Raw genomic sequence first — 17,255 nt, forward strand, 5'->3', positions numbered from 1 at the left:
GGAAGTAGCTCAGCTTGGTAGAGTACTTGGTTTGGGACCAAGGTGTCGCAGGTTCGAATCCTGTCTTCCCGATTGATGGCGGTGTAGCTCAGCTGGCTAGAGCGTCCGGTTCATACCCGGGAGGTCGGGGGTTCGATCCCCTTCGCCGCTATATTGATCTTGTTGGACCTTTAGCTCAGCTGGTTAGAGCTCTCGGCTCATAACCGAGTGGTCGTAGGTTCAAGTCCTACAAGGTCCATTGTAAATAATGGAGGATTACCCAAGTCCGGCTGAAGGGAACGGTCTTGAAAACCGTCAGGCGTGTAAAAGCGTGCGTGGGTTCGAATCCCACATCCTCCTTTTTATATTAACGCGGGATGGAGCAGCTCGGTAGCTCGTCGGGCTCATAACCCGAAGGTCGTAGGTTCAAATCCTGCTCCCGCAATTTGGCTCGGTAGCTCAGTTGGTAGAGCAATGGATTGAAGCTCCATGTGTCGGCGGTTCGATTCCGTCTCGCGCCATATTTTATTTTATTAAGCGGGTGTAGTTTAGTGGTAAAACTACAGCCTTCCAAGCTGTTGTCGCGAGTTCGATTCTCGTCACCCGCTTTGAACTTTGTTCAATTACCAAGTTTTTTAAACTTGGGCGCGTAGCTCAGGTGGTTAGAGCGCACGCCTGATAAGCGTGAGGTCGGTGGTTCGAGTCCACTCGTGCCCATTAATAGGAGAATTACTCAAGAGGCTGAAGAGGACGGTTTGCTAAATCGTTAGGTCGGGTAACCGGCGCGGGGGTTCGAATCCCCCATTCTCCGTGAGTTAAGAGAGCTGTTATGCTCTTTTTTTTGTAAGCAAATCCCCCTTCTAAATCGTTAAAAGGGGGATTTGTTTATTACCAACTTGTTAGTGATATTTCTCCGCTATTTAGCCAGATAGTATGTTTATCTTCAAGTTCGACTTGAAGTTGACCAGATTCTGAGATTTCTTTTGCAAGACCTTTATTCAATTTTCCATCTAGCTGGAAGGTAACTTCTTTTCCAAGAACGATTGATCTTTCTTTATAGATATAAAGTAGCTCATCTGAATCCGTATTGTAGAAACAATTCCATATTTCGCTGATGAGCTCATTACGACTAATTGGTGCAGGTGCCATAAATAGGCTGCCTGCTTTTTCTTTTAGGTCATCTGGGAAGTCTGCTATAGAAAAATTTATACCAAGTCCGATAATGACATCTATAACCAACCCTGTCTCAACTGATGTCATTGCTTCGGTGAGGATACCTGCTATCTTTTTATTTTTAAAGTAGATATCATTTACCCATTTGATATCCACTTCTATCATAGTTAGATTTTTAATGGCTTTGCAGACTGCAGCTGCCACAAGAAGAGTATAGGATGGGAGTTTTTCATAGGGAAGGTTTGGCTGAATATGCAGAGACATATAGATCCCGCCCTGAGATGGAGAATAGTAGGGGCGCTGAAAGCGGCCACGACCTGCTGTTTGACAGGTTGAAAGATAGAGTGTGTTTCCTTGGTTTCCAGCCTCAATCCCTTCTTTTGCATCTGTTTGTGTTGATTTTGTCTCAGGTTTGTAGCGAATGGTTAAGTCGGTTTTCTCTTGAATCAAATCAGGCAATATCAAATCGCCTTGAATAAGCTTGTAGCCTCTATTTTTGATACTGCCAATTTCTAGGCCTTCTTGTTGAAGACGTTGGATCGCTTTCCATATAGATGTACGACTTAAATTCAGTTCTTCTCCGATTTTTTCTCCGCTAACATAATCGTTTTCTCTAGCTAATATTTGGTAGACTAGTTGGTGTGATTTCATTGATTTTCCTTTCTAGCTGAGAGGGAATGAGAGTATTCTTTTCGAGTTTGACTAGGTGTTTTATGAAAAAACTGCTTGTAGGTTTTTGAGAAATGTAGTGGATCTGAAAAACCTACAGAATACGCAATGACTTTGATCGTTTCATTGGTGTGTTCTAGTAACTGTTGCGCACGGTTCATTCGAACGAAAAGTAAATATTCTTTTGGAGAGAGTTGGTGAAATTCTTTAAACACACTAGTTAAGTAACTTCTATGAACCGATAGCTCTTTTGCTAAATCTTGAATGGTGAGCGATTGTGGATAGTGACTATCAATTAATTGTTTGCAGTCAAGATAGAGCTGGTGGGTTGATGAAATATTCTCTTTTTTCTGATTGGGAGCAATCGTTCCTAGATGAAACATTAGTTCATGGAGTTGTCCCATGATGTGGAGTTGAGCCAATTCATTAGATTTTGTAATCTGAGCAAAGCGGACAATATCTGAGATGAGTTTTGCAGTTGTTTGTGTATGACAGTTATTTGACTGGATGAGGTAGGATTGGTCAGAAATTTGAGATAGTGCAAAGTAGTCAGGTGCCCTCCCTCCAGTGATCCCCAACCAGTAGTAAGCCCAAGGATCCTGGTTATCTGCTTTATAGAATGTTAATTCATCTGGTTTTAGTAAAAAGAAATCTCCTGCCTTTAAATCAACAATTTTCCCCTTATAATGGAATTGACCTTTTCCTTTAGTAATGTAATGGAGTACATAGGTATCTCGAATAGCTGGGCCAAAAGAGTAGTTAGGCGTGCATTCTTCATAACCGTAGAAGCTAAGAGAAAGATCAATTGTTCCAGTCTGGTATTCTGAAAAAACGAGCATGGGCCACCTCCTACCTAACATTTTACCATACTTTGTATACATTTCTCTATTTTAGAAAGCGCTTTTATGTGATAAAATTTTATCAAGAAATGGATGAGGTACAATTTATGGGAGTTCGAATAGAGAATAATCTATTTTACGTTGAGAGTAAAAGTTTAAGTTTGATTATTGAAAATAGGGATGGGTTCTTATTATTAAAACATTTAGGAAAGACTATTAAGAACTATAGAGGGGCTAATAGTGTTTACGAACACGATCATGCTTTTTCTGGTAATCCCATAGCTACTAATCGAACCTTTAGTTTGGATACGCAACGTCAAATTTTTGGACAACATGGTTTGGGTGACTTTAGAAAACCAACTTTACAGATTCAACATGATGCAACTGAAGTAACAGACTTTCGATTTGTAGAAGCAAAGATTTTAAAAGGTCAGAATGGTCCACAGGGTTTACCTTCTCCACACAGCATGGATGATACAGAGACTCTTGCCTTGATTTTAGAAGATTCTAAGGCTCAACTTAGTCTGACTTTGTATTATACAGCTTTTGATAATGATGCGACAATTGCTAGTTACAGCAAATTGGAGAATAATAGCAATCAGGAAGTTGTCATTCATAAGGACTTTTCTTTCATGGCTGATTTTCCTGCTGCAGCTTACGAAATAGTGACTTTACAGGGAGCTTATGCTCGTGAAAAGACTGTCCGACGTCAACAGGTAGAGCAAGGAATCTTTTCGATTAGTTCGAACCGTGGAGCTTCTGGGCATGCTCAAACACCAGCTCTTCTATTATGTGATCAAGGAATTACAGAGGATGCTGGGAATGTGTTTGCTCTGCAACTGATGTATAGTGGAAACTTCGAAGCTTTTGTTCAAAAGAATCAACTGAATGAAGTTCGGGTGGCTATTGGCATTAATCCAGAAAACTTTTCTTGGAAGTTAAATCCTAAGGAAAACTTTGAAACACCGGTAGCTTTAGTGACCTATTCAGATAAGGGATTAACTGGTATTAGTCATGAAAGTCAGAATTTTGTACTTAAGTACATTATGCCAAGTAAATTTTCTAAAAAAGAGCGTCCAATTCTAATCAATAACTGGGAAGCTACCTACTTTGACTTTCAGAGAGAAAAACTGTTAGAGTTGGCAGATGAAGCTAAGAAAGTTGGAATAGAACTTTTTGTATTAGATGATGGGTGGTTTGGTAATCGCTTTGATGATAATCGTGCTTTAGGTGATTGGGTTGTGAATGAGGAAAAATTGGGTGGAAGTCTAGAAAGTCTGATTTCAGCGATCCATGAAAGAGGTTTGCAGTTTGGGCTTTGGTTAGAACCGGAGATGATTTCTGTTGATAGCGACTTGTATCGTAAACATCCTGACTGGGCCATTCAGGTTCCAGGTTATGAGCATACCTATTCTCGAAATCAATTAGTACTTAATCTTGCCAATCCTCAGGTAGTAGAATATTTGAAAAATGTTTTAGATGAACTCCTCTCTCATCATAAAATTGACTACATCAAATGGGATATGAACCGTAATATTACTAACCTGGGGAATGGTTCAGCCTACTTGGAAACCCAGATGCAGTCTCATCAGTATATGTTGGGACTTTACGGACTCGTTTCGTATCTGACAGAGAAGCACAACCATATTCTCTTTGAGTCCTGCTCTGGTGGTGGTGGACGAAATGATCTTGGTATGATGCGTTATTTCCCTCAAGTCTGGGCAAGTGATAATACTGATGCTATTGCACGTTTACCAATTCAATACGGATCATCCTATCTCTATCCAGCCATTTCTATGGGGGCTCATGTGTCAGCAGTACCAAATCATCAGATGGGACGAACGACACCATTGGAAACTCGTGGTCATGTGGCAATGATGGGAAATCTGGGCTATGAGCTTGATTTGACAAGTTTATCAGATGAAGAGAAGGCTGAGATTGCTAATCAGGTGAACTTGTATAAAGAATTGCGACCAGTAGTCCAGTTGGGGAATCAGTATAGGTTAATCAATCCCGATGCTGAATCCAATGAAGCAGCTGTGCAATTTAACTATGGAAATCAAACGATTGTGACCTACGTCCGAGTCCTGTCAGTTGTGGAAACAATGGAAACCACCTTGAAACTGAAAGACTTAGAAGTGGAAGGGCTTTATGAGCTGGAAGGGACAAACATTGTTTACTCGGGTGCAGAGCTCATGTATGCAGGTTTAACTGTTACCTTATCACCAGGAGATTTTTTGAGTAGACAGTATAAATTCAAGAGACTATAATAAAAGCGTATAAATTTATCAAGGAGGCATTCCAATGAAATGGTATAAGAAAGCAGGTTTTCTTTTAGTAGCTGGGGCAAGTTTACTAGGCCTAGTGGCTTGTGGTCAGAACAATCAATCAGCTGATGGTAAGGTAACGATTGAGTTTTTTAACCAGAAGACCGAGATGGCAGATACCTTGCAAAGGATAGTGGATGATTTTGAGAAGGAACACCCTAATATTGATGTGAAGTTGACCACAGTACCTTCAGCTGGAATTGTTCTAAAGACTCGTATTTTATCAGGAGATGTTCCAGATATTATTAATATTTATCCTCAAAATATGGATTTTCAGGAGTGGGCGAAGGCAGGCTATTTTGCAGATATGACAGGAAAACCCTATCTTGAGAACATCAAGAATGACTATGCTGAAAAGTATGCAATCAATAACAAGATTTATAGTGTGCCTTTAACGGCCAACCTTTATGGAATCTATTACAATAAAACGAAGTTTAAAGAATTAGGACTCGAGGAACCGAGGACTTTTAAAGAGTTTCAAGAGATTGTTAAAAAGATAAAAGATAGTGGGAATTCTCCATTTGCGGTTGCAGGCAATGAAGGCTGGACATTAAATGGTTACCACCAACTTTCTCTCATTACTCTTACGGGTAGTGGAGACTCGGCTAATAATTACCTTCGCTTTTCAAAACCAAACGCCATCTCTGCAGATGATGCTATTTTAAAAGCAGATGCAGAACGACTCGATTTATTAGCAGATAATGCTCAAGATGGTTGGCGTGGTGCCTCTTATAATGATGCGGTGGTAGCATTTTCGAGTGGAAAAGCCTTGATGATGCCACAAGGATCATGGGCATTAGCCGCAATTAATCAACAGGATCCAAAATTTGAGGTGGGGATGTTTGCTTTTCCTGGAGAAGAAGTAGGAAAAGAAGTCACTGTTGGTGCAGGGGACATGGCATTATCAACTTCAGCTACTACCAAACATCCGAAAGAAACCGAAGAATTTATCAGCTATATGACTAGTCCAAAAGCTATGCAGTCATACTATGATGTGGATGGATCACCAGTTGCGGTGAAAGGCATACAGGAAAAAGAAGATTCAGCGCTTGCAGCTATTTCTAAACTGGCATTTACGGACAAACATTATGTTTGGTTGGGCCAACGCTGGAACTCTGAAGAAGACTTTTTTAATCTAAGTACAGGTTACCTGATGGATAAAAATCTGAAAAATATGGCAAACAATCTCAATGCTTTCTTTAATCCAATGAAGGCAGATTTGGACTAGAATAGGAGTTAAGATGATATGGCTATTCGAAAATTTTTAAATAAATACTGGGGGTGGACATTTTTGCTTATCCCGCTTGCTTTACAAGCTATCTTCTTTTACTTTCCAATGGTACAAGGCGCTTTCTATAGTTTGACTAACTGGACTGGATTGACCTATAATTATAAATTTGTTGGTTTAAATAACTACAAATTGCTGATGATTGATGGGAAATTCTTCACAGCCATAGCCTTTACTTTGATTTTAACTCTGGCATTGATTGTTGGTGAGATTACAATTGGGGTGGTTGTGGCACGAGCCTTAAATTCTAAGATGAAGGGGCAGACCTTCTTTAGAGCTTGGTTCTTTTTCCCGGCTGTTTTGTCTGGTTTGACAGTTTCCCTGATTTTTAAACAATTTTTCAACTATGGTCTTCCAACGATTGGAAAAATTTTAGGGATTGGTTTTCTACAAGAGAGTCTATTGGGGACACCAGTCGGAGCGGTAGTGGCAACTATTTTTGTTCTTCTATGGCAAGGAGTAGCTATGCCAATCATTCTCTTTCTTGCTGGTCTTCAGAGTATTCCAACTGATATTTTAGAGGCAGCATCAATTGATGGTGCAACCAGTAAACAAACTTTTTGGAAGATTGAATTGCCCTATTTACTGCCAACGATCTCAATGGTTTTTATCTTGGCTCTTAAGTCTGGTTTGACAGCCTTTGACCAAATTTTTGCGTTGACGAGTGGTGGTCCAAATAATGCTACAACGTCTCTTGGACTTTTAGTCTACAACTATGCTTTCAAGAGTAATCAATATGGATATGCGAATGCAATTGCCTTGATTTTATTCTTAATTATTGGAATTGTTTCTCTGATCCAAATCAAGCTATCAAAGAAATTTGAAATCTAATAGAGGAGTCCTACACATGAAAAAAGAAGAAAAATTGAATCAGTTTTGGAAATACGTCCTCTTGATAGTCGGTGGTATTCTTATACTTGTTCCTTTGTTGGTAACAGTATTTAGTTCTTTCAAGACAACTAAGGATATCATGAATCATTTCTTTAGTTTGCCCAATCCTTTTACGTTGAGTAATTATGAACGATTGATTTCGGATGGAATTGGAGGCTATTTCTGGAATTCAGCAGTTATTACGGTGTTATCATTGATTGTAGTGGCTTTCTTTATACCAGCTGCAGCTTATTCCATTGCTCGAAATATGTCCAAGAAAAAAGCCTTTGCAATTATGTATTCGCTCTTGATCTTAGGGATATTTGTTCCATTTCAGGTGATTATGATTCCCATCACAGTTATGATGAGTAAACTCGGTCTAGCGAATATGTGGGGGCTAGTAATACTCTACTTAACTTATGCTATTCCACAGACTCTCTTCTTGTATGTTGGTTATATTAAAATCAGTATACCAGATAGTTTAGATGAAGCTGCAGAAATTGATGGGGCTGATCGTTTTACAACTTATCGTCGAATCATTTTTCCAATGTTGAAGCCCATGCATGCGACAACTTTGATTATCAATGCCCTCTGGTTCTGGAATGACTTTATGTTGCCACTTTTGATTCTGAATAAGGATTCCAAGATGTGGACTTTGCCTCTCTTCCAATACAACTATCAAGGTCAGTACTTCAATGACTATGGCCCAAGCTTTGCATCTTATATTGTGGGAATTGTAACGATAACCATTGTCTACCTCATCTTCCAAAAACATATCATTTCAGGAATGAGTAACGGGGCAGTGAAGTAACAAGATACAAAGCCCGTTAAAAGCTCACAGTGAAAATAGGGAATCTGAATAAGAAGCCTTGGCTTCTTGGAAGATTCATCTTTTTCACACAGAGCTTAGGGCGTGTTCAATTAAGATACAAAGGAACGGTTCAGCTTACTGACAATTCTATGTAGAAAACAAGAAAATAGTACTTAATTGCTTGCAGTCTATAGTAGTACGAGTTCAATGTGAACAAAAATCTAAAAATATCTTTCATTTACGAAGCCAGGTCATATAAGACTTGGCTTTCATCAGAAAAAGGAGAACATCTATGACCATTCAAAATAAAACTATGTTGATTACTTATTCAGATAGTCTTGGAAATAACCTTAAAGACTTATATGAGAATTTGGAAGAACATTTTGGCGATGCTATTGGGGGAGTTCACCTTCTACCATTTTTCCCATCAACAGGTGATCGTGGATTTGCGCCAGTTGACTATGATGAAGTGGATTCAGCTTTTGGTGATTGGGAGGACGTTAAGCGTTTAGGTGAGAAATATTATCTTATGTTTGACTTTATGATTAATCATATTTCTCGTCAATCTAAGTATTATAGGGACTATCAAGAAAAACATGAAGCCAGTGAATTTAAAGATCTCTTTTTAAACTGGGATAAGTTTTGGCCAGAGAACCGTCCGACACAGTCTGACGTAGATTTAATCTACAAGCGTAAGGATCGTGCACCAAAGCAAGAGATTGTATTTGCAGATGGTTCAGTAGAACATTTGTGGAATACCTTTGGTGAGGAGCAGATTGATCTTGATGTGACCAAAGAAGTAACGATGAGATTCATCCGTAAGACGATTCAACATCTAGCAAGTAACGGGTGTGACTTGATTCGTCTAGATGCCTTTGCTTATGCAGTGAAGAAATTGGATACCAATGATTTCTTTGTGGAACCAGATATTTGGGATTTATTGGACAAAGTTCGAGATATCGCTGCTGAGTATGGGACAGAGCTCTTACCTGAGATTCATGAACACTATTCGATTCAGTTTAAAATAGCGGACCATGATTACTATGTTTACGATTTTGCCCTTCCAATGGTGACCCTTTATACTCTTTACAGTTCCAGAACAGAGCGCTTGGCCAAGTGGTTGAAGATGAGCCCGATGAAGCAATTTACGACACTAGATACCCATGATGGAATTGGAGTGGTGGATGTCAAAGATATCCTGACCGATGAGGAAATTGACTATGCTTCAAATGAGCTCTATAAGGTTGGAGCGAATGTCAAACGGAAGTACTCTAGTGCCGAGTATAACAATTTAGATATCTACCAAATCAATTCAACCTACTATTCTGCGCTTGGAGATGATGATGTCAAGTATTTCCTAGCTCGTCTGATTCAAGCTTTTGCTCCAGGCATTCCTCAGGTTTACTATGTGGGTCTATTAGCAGGAAAAAATGACTTGAAATTGTTAGAAGAAACCAAAGAAGGTCGAAATATTAATCGTCATTACTATAGCAATGAGGAAATAGCAGAAGAAGTTCAACGTCCTGTGGTGAAGGCCCTTCTCAATCTATTTTCTTTCCGTAATCGGTCAGAGGCCTTTGATCTAGAAGGAACTATAGAGGTGGAAACACCAACAGCTCACAGCATTGTAATCAAACGTCAAAATAAAGACAAGTCCGTAACAGCAGTAGCAGAAATTGATTTACAAAGTCAGACCTATCAAGTAGTGGAAAACGGCAGAAAAATTCAGTTCTAGTGCTATATTAATGAAAGAGTTTTTTTGTTGTGAAAACGTGTTCATTGTTCCCAAATGACGGAAAAAATGGTAGAATATAAAGATAGTTTAGCATTTATCTTCTGGAGAAATCCAGAACAGAAAGGATCCGTTTTGAAATCAATTGGATTACTGGATAAGATAAGAGGGCTTTCGAAAAAAGATTTCTTTTTGTATTTGATGATCATAAGTATCTTTTTACCTTTTTATTTGTTCTTAGCCCTCTTTGCTTTATATTTGATAGGTTTACTTGTTACTGGGGAGATGAAGGGAATTATCAAAGGATTAGCCAAACATCCTGTACTTCTCTTTTTTATTGCCTACAGTAGTATCATCTCTATCGTCGCTAAGAACTGGCTTGGATTGGTTGCATCTTTACTGATGTTTCTCTTCCTCATTTTCTTTAGTTTCTACCAGAAACGTCTGACACATGCTTTCTTTCGACTGATACTGCAGACAATCTTGTTTGGTAGTGTGCTCTCTGCGGCTTTTGCTACTTTGGAGCATTTCCAAATTGTAAAGAAATTTAACTATGCCTTTCTTTCGCCCAATATGCAGGTATGGCATCAGAATCGGGCAGAAGTGACCTTTTTTAATCCTAATTACTATGGAATTATTTGTTGTTTCTGTATCATGATTGCCTTCTATCTCTTTACAACGACCAAGTTGAATTGGTTGAAGGTATTCTGTGTGATTGCAGGCTTTGTTAATCTCTTTGGATTGAACTTTACTCAAAATCGAACTGCCTTTCCTGCTATTATCGCTGGAGCCATCATTTATCTCTTTACAACCATTAAAAACTGGAAGGCCTTTTGGCTTAGTATCGGGGTCTTTGCGATTGGCTTGAGTTTCCTTTTTTCTAGTGATTTGGGAGTTCGGATGGGGACTTTAGATTCCTCTATGGAAGAACGCATTTCTATCTGGGATGCTGGGATGGCCTTGTTTAAGCAAAATCCTTTTTGGGGGGAGGGGCCATTGACCTATATGCACTCTTATCCTCGGATAAATGCTCCTTATCATGAACATGCTCACAGCCTTTATATTGATACGATTCTGAGTTACGGAATTGTGGGAACCATTTTATTAGCTTTGTCTTCTGTTGCTCCTGTTCGTTTGATGATGGATATGAGTCAGGAGTCGGGGAAACGTCCAATTATCGGTCTTTATCTATCTTTCCTTACAGTGGTTGCTGTGCATGGAATCTTTGACTTGGCCCTTTTCTGGATTCAGTCAGGTTTCATTTTCTTGTTAGTTATGTGCAGTATTCCATTGGAGCGTCGAACCTTGGTATCAGACATGACGGATTAAGTTTATAAGATTGAAATCTTCTACCTTGAGTAGGAGATTTTTTACTGAGAAAAATTAGTTCTAAATCGAAATAGTTGACAATTGGAATAATAAGTATTATAATGTTTTTTATTCGTATCGATATAGAAATAAATTGGAGGTTTCATGAAATATTGTCATTTGGTAGCCCATCATATTCGTTTGTTGAATGGGCGGCTTTTTCAAAAGTTACTGAGACAAGACCCTGACTCTCTTTATCGGAGTGAGCAGGGAAAGATTTTAGCGGTTTTATGGAATAGTAAGACGGGCTGTGCAACTGCGACAGATATTGCGCTTGCGACTGGGCTTGCTAATAATACGTTGACGACTATGATAAAAAAGTTAGAGGAGCAAAATCTTATAACTGTCAGTCCGTGTGGAGAAGATAAGCGTAAGAAGTATTTAGTTTTAACAGAGTTGGGCAAGTCCCAGAAAGAAGTTGGGCAACGTGTCAGTCAGAGATTGGATACTATCTGTTACAAAGGATTTTCAGAGGAAGAAATTCGTCAGTTTGAAGGTTTTCAAGAAAGAATTTTGGCTAATCTGAAAGAGCAGGAAAATGAGGTTTAGAATGGGGTAAATTAGTTATTAAAAGTTTGGTAACTTGACAAACCGAGGAAAATTTTAAATTGAGGACAAAGAATGATTGAATACAAAAATGTAGCGCTACGCTACACAGAAAAAGATGTTTTGAGAGATGTCAATTTACGGATTGAGAATGGGGAGTTCATGGTTTTAGTTGGTCCATCTGGATCTGGTAAGACAACCATGATCAAGATGATTAACCGTCTTTTGGAACCAACTGATGGAAATATTTATATGGATGGCAAGCGCATCAAAGACTATGATGAGCGGGAACTTCGTCTTTCTACTGGTTATGTTTTACAGGCCATTGCTCTGTTTCCCAATCTAACGGTTGCGGAAAATATTGCCCTCATTCCTGAGATGAAGGGCTGGAGCAAGGAAGAAATTGCTCAGAAAACAGAAGAGCTTTTGGCTAAAGTTGGTTTACCAGTGGCTGAGTATGGACATCGACTTCCTAGTGAACTATCTGGCGGAGAACAGCAACGGGTTGGTATTGTTCGTGCTATGATTGGTCAGCCTAAGATTTTGCTTATGGATGAACCTTTTTCAGCCTTGGATGCCATTTCGAGAAAACAGTTGCAGGTTTTGACGAAAGAATTGCATAAAGAGTTTGGGATGACAACGATTTTTGTGACCCATGATACGGATGAAGCTTTGAAATTAGGTGACCGTATTGCTGTCTTGCAGGACGGAGAGATTCGTCAGGTGGCGAACCCTGAGACCATTTTAAAAGCTCCTGCAACGGACTTTGTAGCAGACTTGTTTGGAGGTAGTGTTCATGACTAATTTGATATCAACTTTTCAGGATCGTTTTGGTGATTGGGTAACAGCTCTATCTCAACATTTGCAGTTGTCACTTTTAACCTTGTTACTAGCTATTTTTATCGCGATTCCTTTGGCTGTTTATCTTCGTTATCATGAAAAGATGGCGGACTGGGTCTTGCAGATTGCAGGAATTTTCCAGACTATCCCGTCTCTGGCCTTGTTGGGACTCTTTATTCCCTTGATGGGAATTGGGACCTTGCCTGCTTTGACAGCACTAGTGATTTATGCGATTTTCCCAATTTTGCAAAATACCATCACTGGGCTAAAGGGAATTGATCCAAGTCTACAAGAGGCTGGGATTGCCTTTGGGATGACTAGATGGGAGCGTCTCAAGAAGTTTGAAATTCCACTTGCCATGCCTGTCATTATGTCTGGGATTCGGACGGCAGCGGTCTTGATCATTGGTACGGCGACCTTGGCTGCCTTGATTGGTGCAGGGGGACTGGGTTCCTTTATCCTTTTGGGAATTGACCGCAATAATACCAGTCTGATTTTGATTGGGGCCCTTTCTTCTGCAGTGCTGGCTATTGCCTTTAACTTCCTGCTAAAAGTGATGGAAAAAGCAAAATTGCGGACGATTTTCTCTGGTTTTGCCTTGGTGACCATATTGCTTGGTCTGTCTTATAGTCCAGCCCTCTTGGCTCAAAAAGAGAAAGAAAACTTGGTGATTGCTGGGAAATTGGGTCCAGAACCAGAAATTTTGGCCAATATGTATAAGCTGCTGATTGAAGAAAATACCAGTATGACTGCGACTGTTAAACCGAATTTTGGGAAAACAAGTTTCCTCTATGAAGCTCTGAAAAAAGGGGATATTGATATCTATCCTGAATTTACTGGTACGGTGACTGAAAGTTTGCTTCAGCCATCACCCAAGGTAGGTCATGAGCCAGATCAGGTTTATCAGGTGGCGCGTGATGGCATTGCCAAACAGGATCATCTGGCCTATCTAAAACCTATGTCTTATCAAAATACCTACGCTGTAGCTGTTCCGAAAAAAATTGCTCAAGAATATGGCTTGAAGACCATTTCGGACTTGAAAAAAGTGGAAGGGCAGCTGAAGGCCGGTTTTACTCTCGAGTTTAATGATCGTGAGGATGGAAATAAGGGCTTGCAATCAATGTATGGTCTCAATCTCAACGTAGCGACCATGGAGCCAGCTCTTCGCTATCAGGCAATTCAGTCAGGCGATATTCAAATCACAGATGCCTATTCGACAGATGCAGAGTTGGCGCGTTATGATTTACAGGTCTTGGAGGATGACAAGCAACTCTTCCCACCTTATCAAGGAGCGCCACTCATGAAAGAAGCTCTTCTCAAGAAACATCCTGAGTTGGAGACAGTTCTCAATAAACTAGCAGGTAAAATTACTGAAAGCCAGATGAGCCAGCTCAACTACCAGGTCGGTGTTGAAGGCAAGTCCGCAGAACAAGTAGCCAAGGAGTTTTTACAAGAACAAGGTTTGTTGAAGAAATAGATTGAAAATGTCAAACTCAACTTTGTTAAACGACCATATAGAAAACTGCTCAGACAATCTTGTCTGGGCTTTTTTGGTATCAGAATTAATGATTTTCATTTCTAAATGGAAAATAAGAGGAAATTTTTAGGATTTTCTAAAATTTTACTGTAAATACACTTGACTATTCACAAAATAGGTGTATAATGTGTTGTGAACTACTTAACAAATAAAGATTTCCAGCTCATGTCGACTAAGGATGGAAATCTTGTGTATAGACAGTTCAGTAGATATATAATAGAGCGTTGCGTCCGAAAGTCTATCCAGACACGGCTCTTTAAAAACAAAAGGAGAAGATTATGAAAACAGAACCGATTCATCGTACCAGTATGTGGAAATTTAAGTTAAGTGCTGCCACCATGACTTTGATTCCCGCTGCCGTGGGGATTAACTATGTTGCCAAAGCCTTGGCGGAGGGGTTAAAGTTGCCCGTTTGGCTGGGGTCTTTGGGAACCTTTCTTGCCAGCATGTTGGTTGGGCCGGTTGCCGGTGCCATTAGTGGTTTCATCAACAACGTGATCTATGGGCTGACCTTATCGCCAATTTCAACCGTGTATGCGATTACCAGCATCGGAATTGGGATTGCTGTCGGAGTTTTGCACGCCAATGGGTGGTTCTCGTCAGCGCGACGAGTATTTGTTTCTGCTATTATTATTGCCATCGTTTCAGCTGTCATTTCAACGCCGCTCAACGTCATCTTTTGGGGTGGTCAGACCGGTATCGCTTGGGGTGACTCATTGTTTGCGGTAATGGTCGCCAATCATGTACCAGTGTGGCTGGCCTCATTTATCGATGAGTTTGTCTTGGATATTTTGGATAAAGTCTGCGTGGCCTACCTGGCATTCTTCATCTATCGTCAGCTGCCGAAGCGGATGGTGCACTTCTTTAGCGATGATAAATGATGACTGATAAAACATTGATTTCTGGAGCGCCACGGGTCAAGCTCAAGTGGTACCAGGTGATCGATCCGATTACTAAGCTCTTGTTCATCTTGGACATGACGTTGTTGAGCTTTGCCAGTGTGAATTTATTGCTTCAGGCCGGATTAATTCTTGTCGCAACACTGCTATTGTTATTTTCCAAATTGAGTTCTACCACCTTTAAGGCGCTGGGATTCAGCCTGTTTCTGATTTGCACCATGCTGATCATCCAAGGGTTATTTTACAGTCGGAATCAAACTGTGCTGTTTTCTGTGCTTGGGGTGTCGTTCTACAAAGAAGGCCTGATTTACGCCACCACTCTGGGTTGTCGAGTATTGGTGATTATTTTGACCAGTGGCTTTTTTATGGTGACCACGAGTATTTCAGAAAACGCGGCCTATTTGGAACTGTCCGGATTGTCTTATAAAACCGTCTACGTTCTGATGTCGGTGTGTTATATTTTGCCGGAAATGATGCGCAATATGCGGAAAATCCAGCAGGCACAAAAAGTTCGCGGAACCAATCCGCAAAAAACGTTGATTCAGAAATTAAAGTCAGTCCTGCCGGTTCTAATTCCATTGGTGATTAAGACCTTGGATCAATCGATGACGCGGTCGATTTCTCTCCAACTGAGAGGTTTTGATAATCTCAACCGGACTGTCAGAACCTCCCAGCGAGTGTATCGCCTGTCGCGGACGCTGCACATTGGTCTGACTGGATTGGCAATTTTATTGATTGGGTGGAAGATATGGACGAAGATAAACGGATTGTAATTGAAAATTTGACCACCCGTTATCCGGGTACTGAGCAACCACAACTGCGTCAGATTAACGCGGAGGTTCATACCGGCCAGGTGGTTGGGATTATCGGGAATAGCCACTCCGGCAAATCGACTTTGTGCCGTGTGCTGGCAGGGGTCATTCCCAAAATTATGTCTGCTGAGATTGAGGGCGATTGGCACATGTTTGGCCAGCGAGTGTCTGACAATTGGCCCGTTTATAATGCCATGAATGGAGTTGTACTGCAAAATCCAGCTGGCCAACTAAGCGGGTTGGCAGACACGGTTGCCGATGAAATCGCCTTTGACTTGATTAATCAGGGAATGGCTGAAGGACTGATTCAAAAACGGGTTGAAGAAGTTGCCACGCAAATGGGGCTGATTGAACAGCTGAATTTGCGTCCCGAGAGCCTTTCCGGTGGTCAGATCCAGCGGTTGGCAATTGCCACGGCGATTGTGGCTAATCCGGCTGTTTTGATTATGGATGATCCGACCAGTGAGATGGATCCCCTTGGCCGCCGGCAATTTTTCCAATGGCTGGCCCAAGTCAAAGAGACGACTGTCTTCATTGTCACCAGTGAAATTGACGATTTGTGCGAAGTCGCCGACGTTGTGTGGGTGCTGCACGAGGGTCAAATGGTAGCCCAGGGCAGGCCGGGTGAGGTGTTTAATCATTTGGCAGCTGACTGGCAGATTCCAGCCCCGACAATCCAGCAACTTACTCAAAAAATGGATTGGCACTTGGCTGATGGCCGGTATCCGGTGAATTACGCTGATCTGAAGGAGGTTCGTTATGTCCACAATTGAACTGAGCCACCTGACGTTCACTTATCCGGAACGGTCCTTTAGCTTGGATGTTGAAGACAAACACTTCGCCGATCCGATGGTGGCGATTGTCGGCCAAAATGGTGCCGGCAAATCAACGCTCTTCAAATTGTTGACGGGTTTGCTGACACCACAAACCGGTGTGATTAAGATCGATGGAGAAAATTTTAATGATCTTAAACCAGTCGAAAAGTTACTGAAGGTTGGGATTACTTTTCAGAATCCTGACGATCAGCTTTTCAACCCGACCGTTCAACGAGAGGTGGAGTGGAATGTCGCGCAGGTCATGAATGACCACGACACGATTACGAGGCGGGCTTTAGCGGCTCTAAAAAGAGTTGGCTTGGATGATAAAACAGCTGAAAGTCCATATGACCTGTCATTGTCGGAACGCAAGCTGTTGAGCGTTGCCACAGTTTTGGCAGTGGATCCGGCGATTTATTTATTTGATGAGCCGATGATGTCGCTTGATTGGGAAAGCCGGCGCAAGTTGACCGCAATTTTCCATCAGTTGGCTGATTCGGGCCACCAAGTTGTGACCATCACCCATGACATGGATTGGGTCGCCGCCGAGTTTGAGTCGGTGTATGTTATGGAACACGGGAAGTTTGGCTTCGCCGGCAGTCCACGGGAATTGTTCAGCAATCACGAACTTGTCCAGCGAGTGGGATTACTACCACCGCGGATTATGGACATAGCGGAGTCGCTGGGTGATTCACAGACATATTTATCGGTTAATGATTATTGCCAGAAAAATCGAGATGTATAGAAAAA

15 protein-coding genes and 9 tRNA genes are annotated in these 17,255 nt (G+C 41.0%); 22 read left to right on the top strand and 2 right to left on the bottom strand.

Annotation, left to right across the window (positions count from 1 at the left end; translation table 11 throughout):
• The 9 genes from M1G01_RS00005 to M1G01_RS00045 all read left to right on the top strand — a co-directional run bounded on the left by M1G01_RS00005 (position 1) and on the right by M1G01_RS00045 (position 790).
• Positions 1 to 72, top strand: a tRNA-Pro gene (locus tag M1G01_RS00005).
• A gap of 5 nt (positions 73 to 77) precedes the next feature.
• Positions 78 to 151: transfer RNA gene (locus M1G01_RS00010), tRNA-Met, on the top strand.
• Between the two features lie 13 nt (positions 152 to 164).
• Positions 165 to 238, top strand: a tRNA-Ile gene (locus M1G01_RS00015).
• 11 nt (positions 239 to 249) lie between these two features.
• Positions 250 to 339, top strand: a tRNA-Ser gene (locus M1G01_RS00020).
• 11 nt (positions 340 to 350) lie between these two features.
• A tRNA-Met gene (locus tag M1G01_RS00025) sits at positions 351 to 424 on the top strand.
• A 3-nt stretch (positions 425 to 427) separates the two neighbouring features.
• A tRNA-Phe gene (locus tag M1G01_RS00030) sits at positions 428 to 500 on the top strand.
• Between the two features lie 16 nt (positions 501 to 516).
• Positions 517 to 587, top strand: a tRNA-Gly gene (locus M1G01_RS00035).
• Positions 588 to 622: 35 nt separating this feature from the next.
• Positions 623 to 696, top strand: a tRNA-Ile gene (locus M1G01_RS00040).
• A 6-nt stretch (positions 697 to 702) separates the two neighbouring features.
• A tRNA-Ser gene (locus tag M1G01_RS00045) sits at positions 703 to 790 on the top strand.
• Positions 791 to 867: 77 nt separating this feature from the next.
• Here the strand turns inward: M1G01_RS00045 and birA are convergent.
• The gene (gene birA / locus M1G01_RS00050) at positions 868 to 1,803 is read right to left on the bottom strand and encodes a bifunctional biotin--[acetyl-CoA-carboxylase] ligase/biotin operon repressor BirA (RefSeq protein WP_247930852.1); all 936 of its coding nucleotides are present in this window, start codon (positions 1,801 to 1,803) and stop codon (positions 868 to 870) included.
• The gene (locus M1G01_RS00055) at positions 1,800 to 2,660 is read right to left on the bottom strand and encodes an AraC family transcriptional regulator (RefSeq protein WP_247930853.1); all 861 of its coding nucleotides are present in this window, start codon (positions 2,658 to 2,660) and stop codon (positions 1,800 to 1,802) included. The genes birA and M1G01_RS00055 overlap by 4 nt, the downstream gene beginning before the upstream one ends.
• A 107-nt stretch (positions 2,661 to 2,767) precedes the next feature.
• On the opposite strand from M1G01_RS00055, the gene M1G01_RS00060 reads away from it, so the two are divergent.
• The 13 genes from M1G01_RS00060 (at position 2,768) to M1G01_RS00120 (ending at position 17,250) form a co-directional block, all read left to right on the top strand.
• The gene (locus M1G01_RS00060) at positions 2,768 to 4,930 is read left to right on the top strand and encodes an alpha-galactosidase (protein WP_247930854.1); all 2,163 of its coding nucleotides are present in this window, start codon (positions 2,768 to 2,770) and stop codon (positions 4,928 to 4,930) included.
• 34 nt (positions 4,931 to 4,964) lie between these two features.
• Positions 4,965 to 6,215 (top strand): extracellular solute-binding protein, encoded by a 1,251-nt coding sequence (locus M1G01_RS00065; RefSeq protein WP_247930855.1) that lies wholly within the window; start codon positions 4,965 to 4,967, stop codon positions 6,213 to 6,215.
• An 18-nt stretch (positions 6,216 to 6,233) separates the two neighbouring features.
• Positions 6,234 to 7,106 (top strand): carbohydrate ABC transporter permease, encoded by an 873-nt coding sequence (locus M1G01_RS00070; RefSeq protein WP_247930856.1) that lies wholly within the window; start codon positions 6,234 to 6,236, stop codon positions 7,104 to 7,106.
• Positions 7,107 to 7,122: 16 nt separating this feature from the next.
• Positions 7,123 to 7,956, top strand: a complete 834-nt coding sequence (locus tag M1G01_RS00075; protein ID WP_000711267.1) for a carbohydrate ABC transporter permease — start codon at positions 7,123 to 7,125, stop codon at positions 7,954 to 7,956.
• 292 nt (positions 7,957 to 8,248) lie between these two features.
• Complete coding sequence (gene gtfA / locus M1G01_RS00080) at positions 8,249 to 9,691, top strand: sucrose phosphorylase (RefSeq protein WP_217970987.1); 1,443 nt, start codon at positions 8,249 to 8,251, stop codon at positions 9,689 to 9,691.
• A gap of 132 nt (positions 9,692 to 9,823) precedes the next feature.
• Positions 9,824 to 11,017, top strand: a complete 1,194-nt coding sequence (locus M1G01_RS00085; protein ID WP_008289123.1) for an O-antigen ligase family protein — start codon at positions 9,824 to 9,826, stop codon at positions 11,015 to 11,017.
• Between the two features lie 144 nt (positions 11,018 to 11,161).
• Positions 11,162 to 11,605: a MarR family winged helix-turn-helix transcriptional regulator gene (locus tag M1G01_RS00090; RefSeq protein ID WP_000872571.1), complete on the top strand. Its 444-nt coding sequence runs from the start codon at positions 11,162 to 11,164 to the stop codon at positions 11,603 to 11,605.
• 72 nt (positions 11,606 to 11,677) lie between these two features.
• Entirely contained in the window at positions 11,678 to 12,406 is a 729-nt protein-coding gene (locus tag M1G01_RS00095; protein WP_000575225.1) for an ATP-binding cassette domain-containing protein, read from the top strand.
• A complete protein-coding gene (locus M1G01_RS00100) occupies positions 12,399 to 13,919 on the top strand; it encodes an ABC transporter permease/substrate-binding protein (RefSeq protein WP_049505591.1) in 1,521 nt (506 codons plus the stop codon). Before M1G01_RS00095 ends, M1G01_RS00100 begins: the two co-directional genes overlap by 8 nt.
• Positions 13,920 to 14,257: 338 nt before the next feature.
• The gene (locus tag M1G01_RS00105) at positions 14,258 to 14,860 is read left to right on the top strand and encodes an ECF transporter S component (protein ID WP_247930857.1); all 603 of its coding nucleotides are present in this window, start codon (positions 14,258 to 14,260) and stop codon (positions 14,858 to 14,860) included.
• The gene (locus tag M1G01_RS00110; protein WP_007521047.1) at positions 14,860 to 15,651 is read left to right on the top strand and encodes an energy-coupling factor transporter transmembrane component T; all 792 of its coding nucleotides are present in this window, start codon (positions 14,860 to 14,862) and stop codon (positions 15,649 to 15,651) included. Before M1G01_RS00105 ends, M1G01_RS00110 begins: the two co-directional genes overlap by 1 nt.
• Positions 15,627 to 16,463, top strand: a complete 837-nt coding sequence (locus tag M1G01_RS00115; RefSeq protein ID WP_247930858.1) for an ABC transporter ATP-binding protein — start codon at positions 15,627 to 15,629, stop codon at positions 16,461 to 16,463. The genes M1G01_RS00110 and M1G01_RS00115 overlap by 25 nt, the downstream gene beginning before the upstream one ends.
• Positions 16,450 to 17,250, top strand: a complete 801-nt coding sequence (locus tag M1G01_RS00120; protein ID WP_220107124.1) for an energy-coupling factor ABC transporter ATP-binding protein — start codon at positions 16,450 to 16,452, stop codon at positions 17,248 to 17,250. Before M1G01_RS00115 ends, M1G01_RS00120 begins: the two co-directional genes overlap by 14 nt.
• Positions 17,251 to 17,255 lie beyond the last annotated feature (5 nt).

This window comes from Streptococcus oralis, assembly GCF_023110055.1.
GTDB lineage: Bacteria > Bacillota > Bacilli > Lactobacillales > Streptococcaceae > Streptococcus > Streptococcus oralis_BY.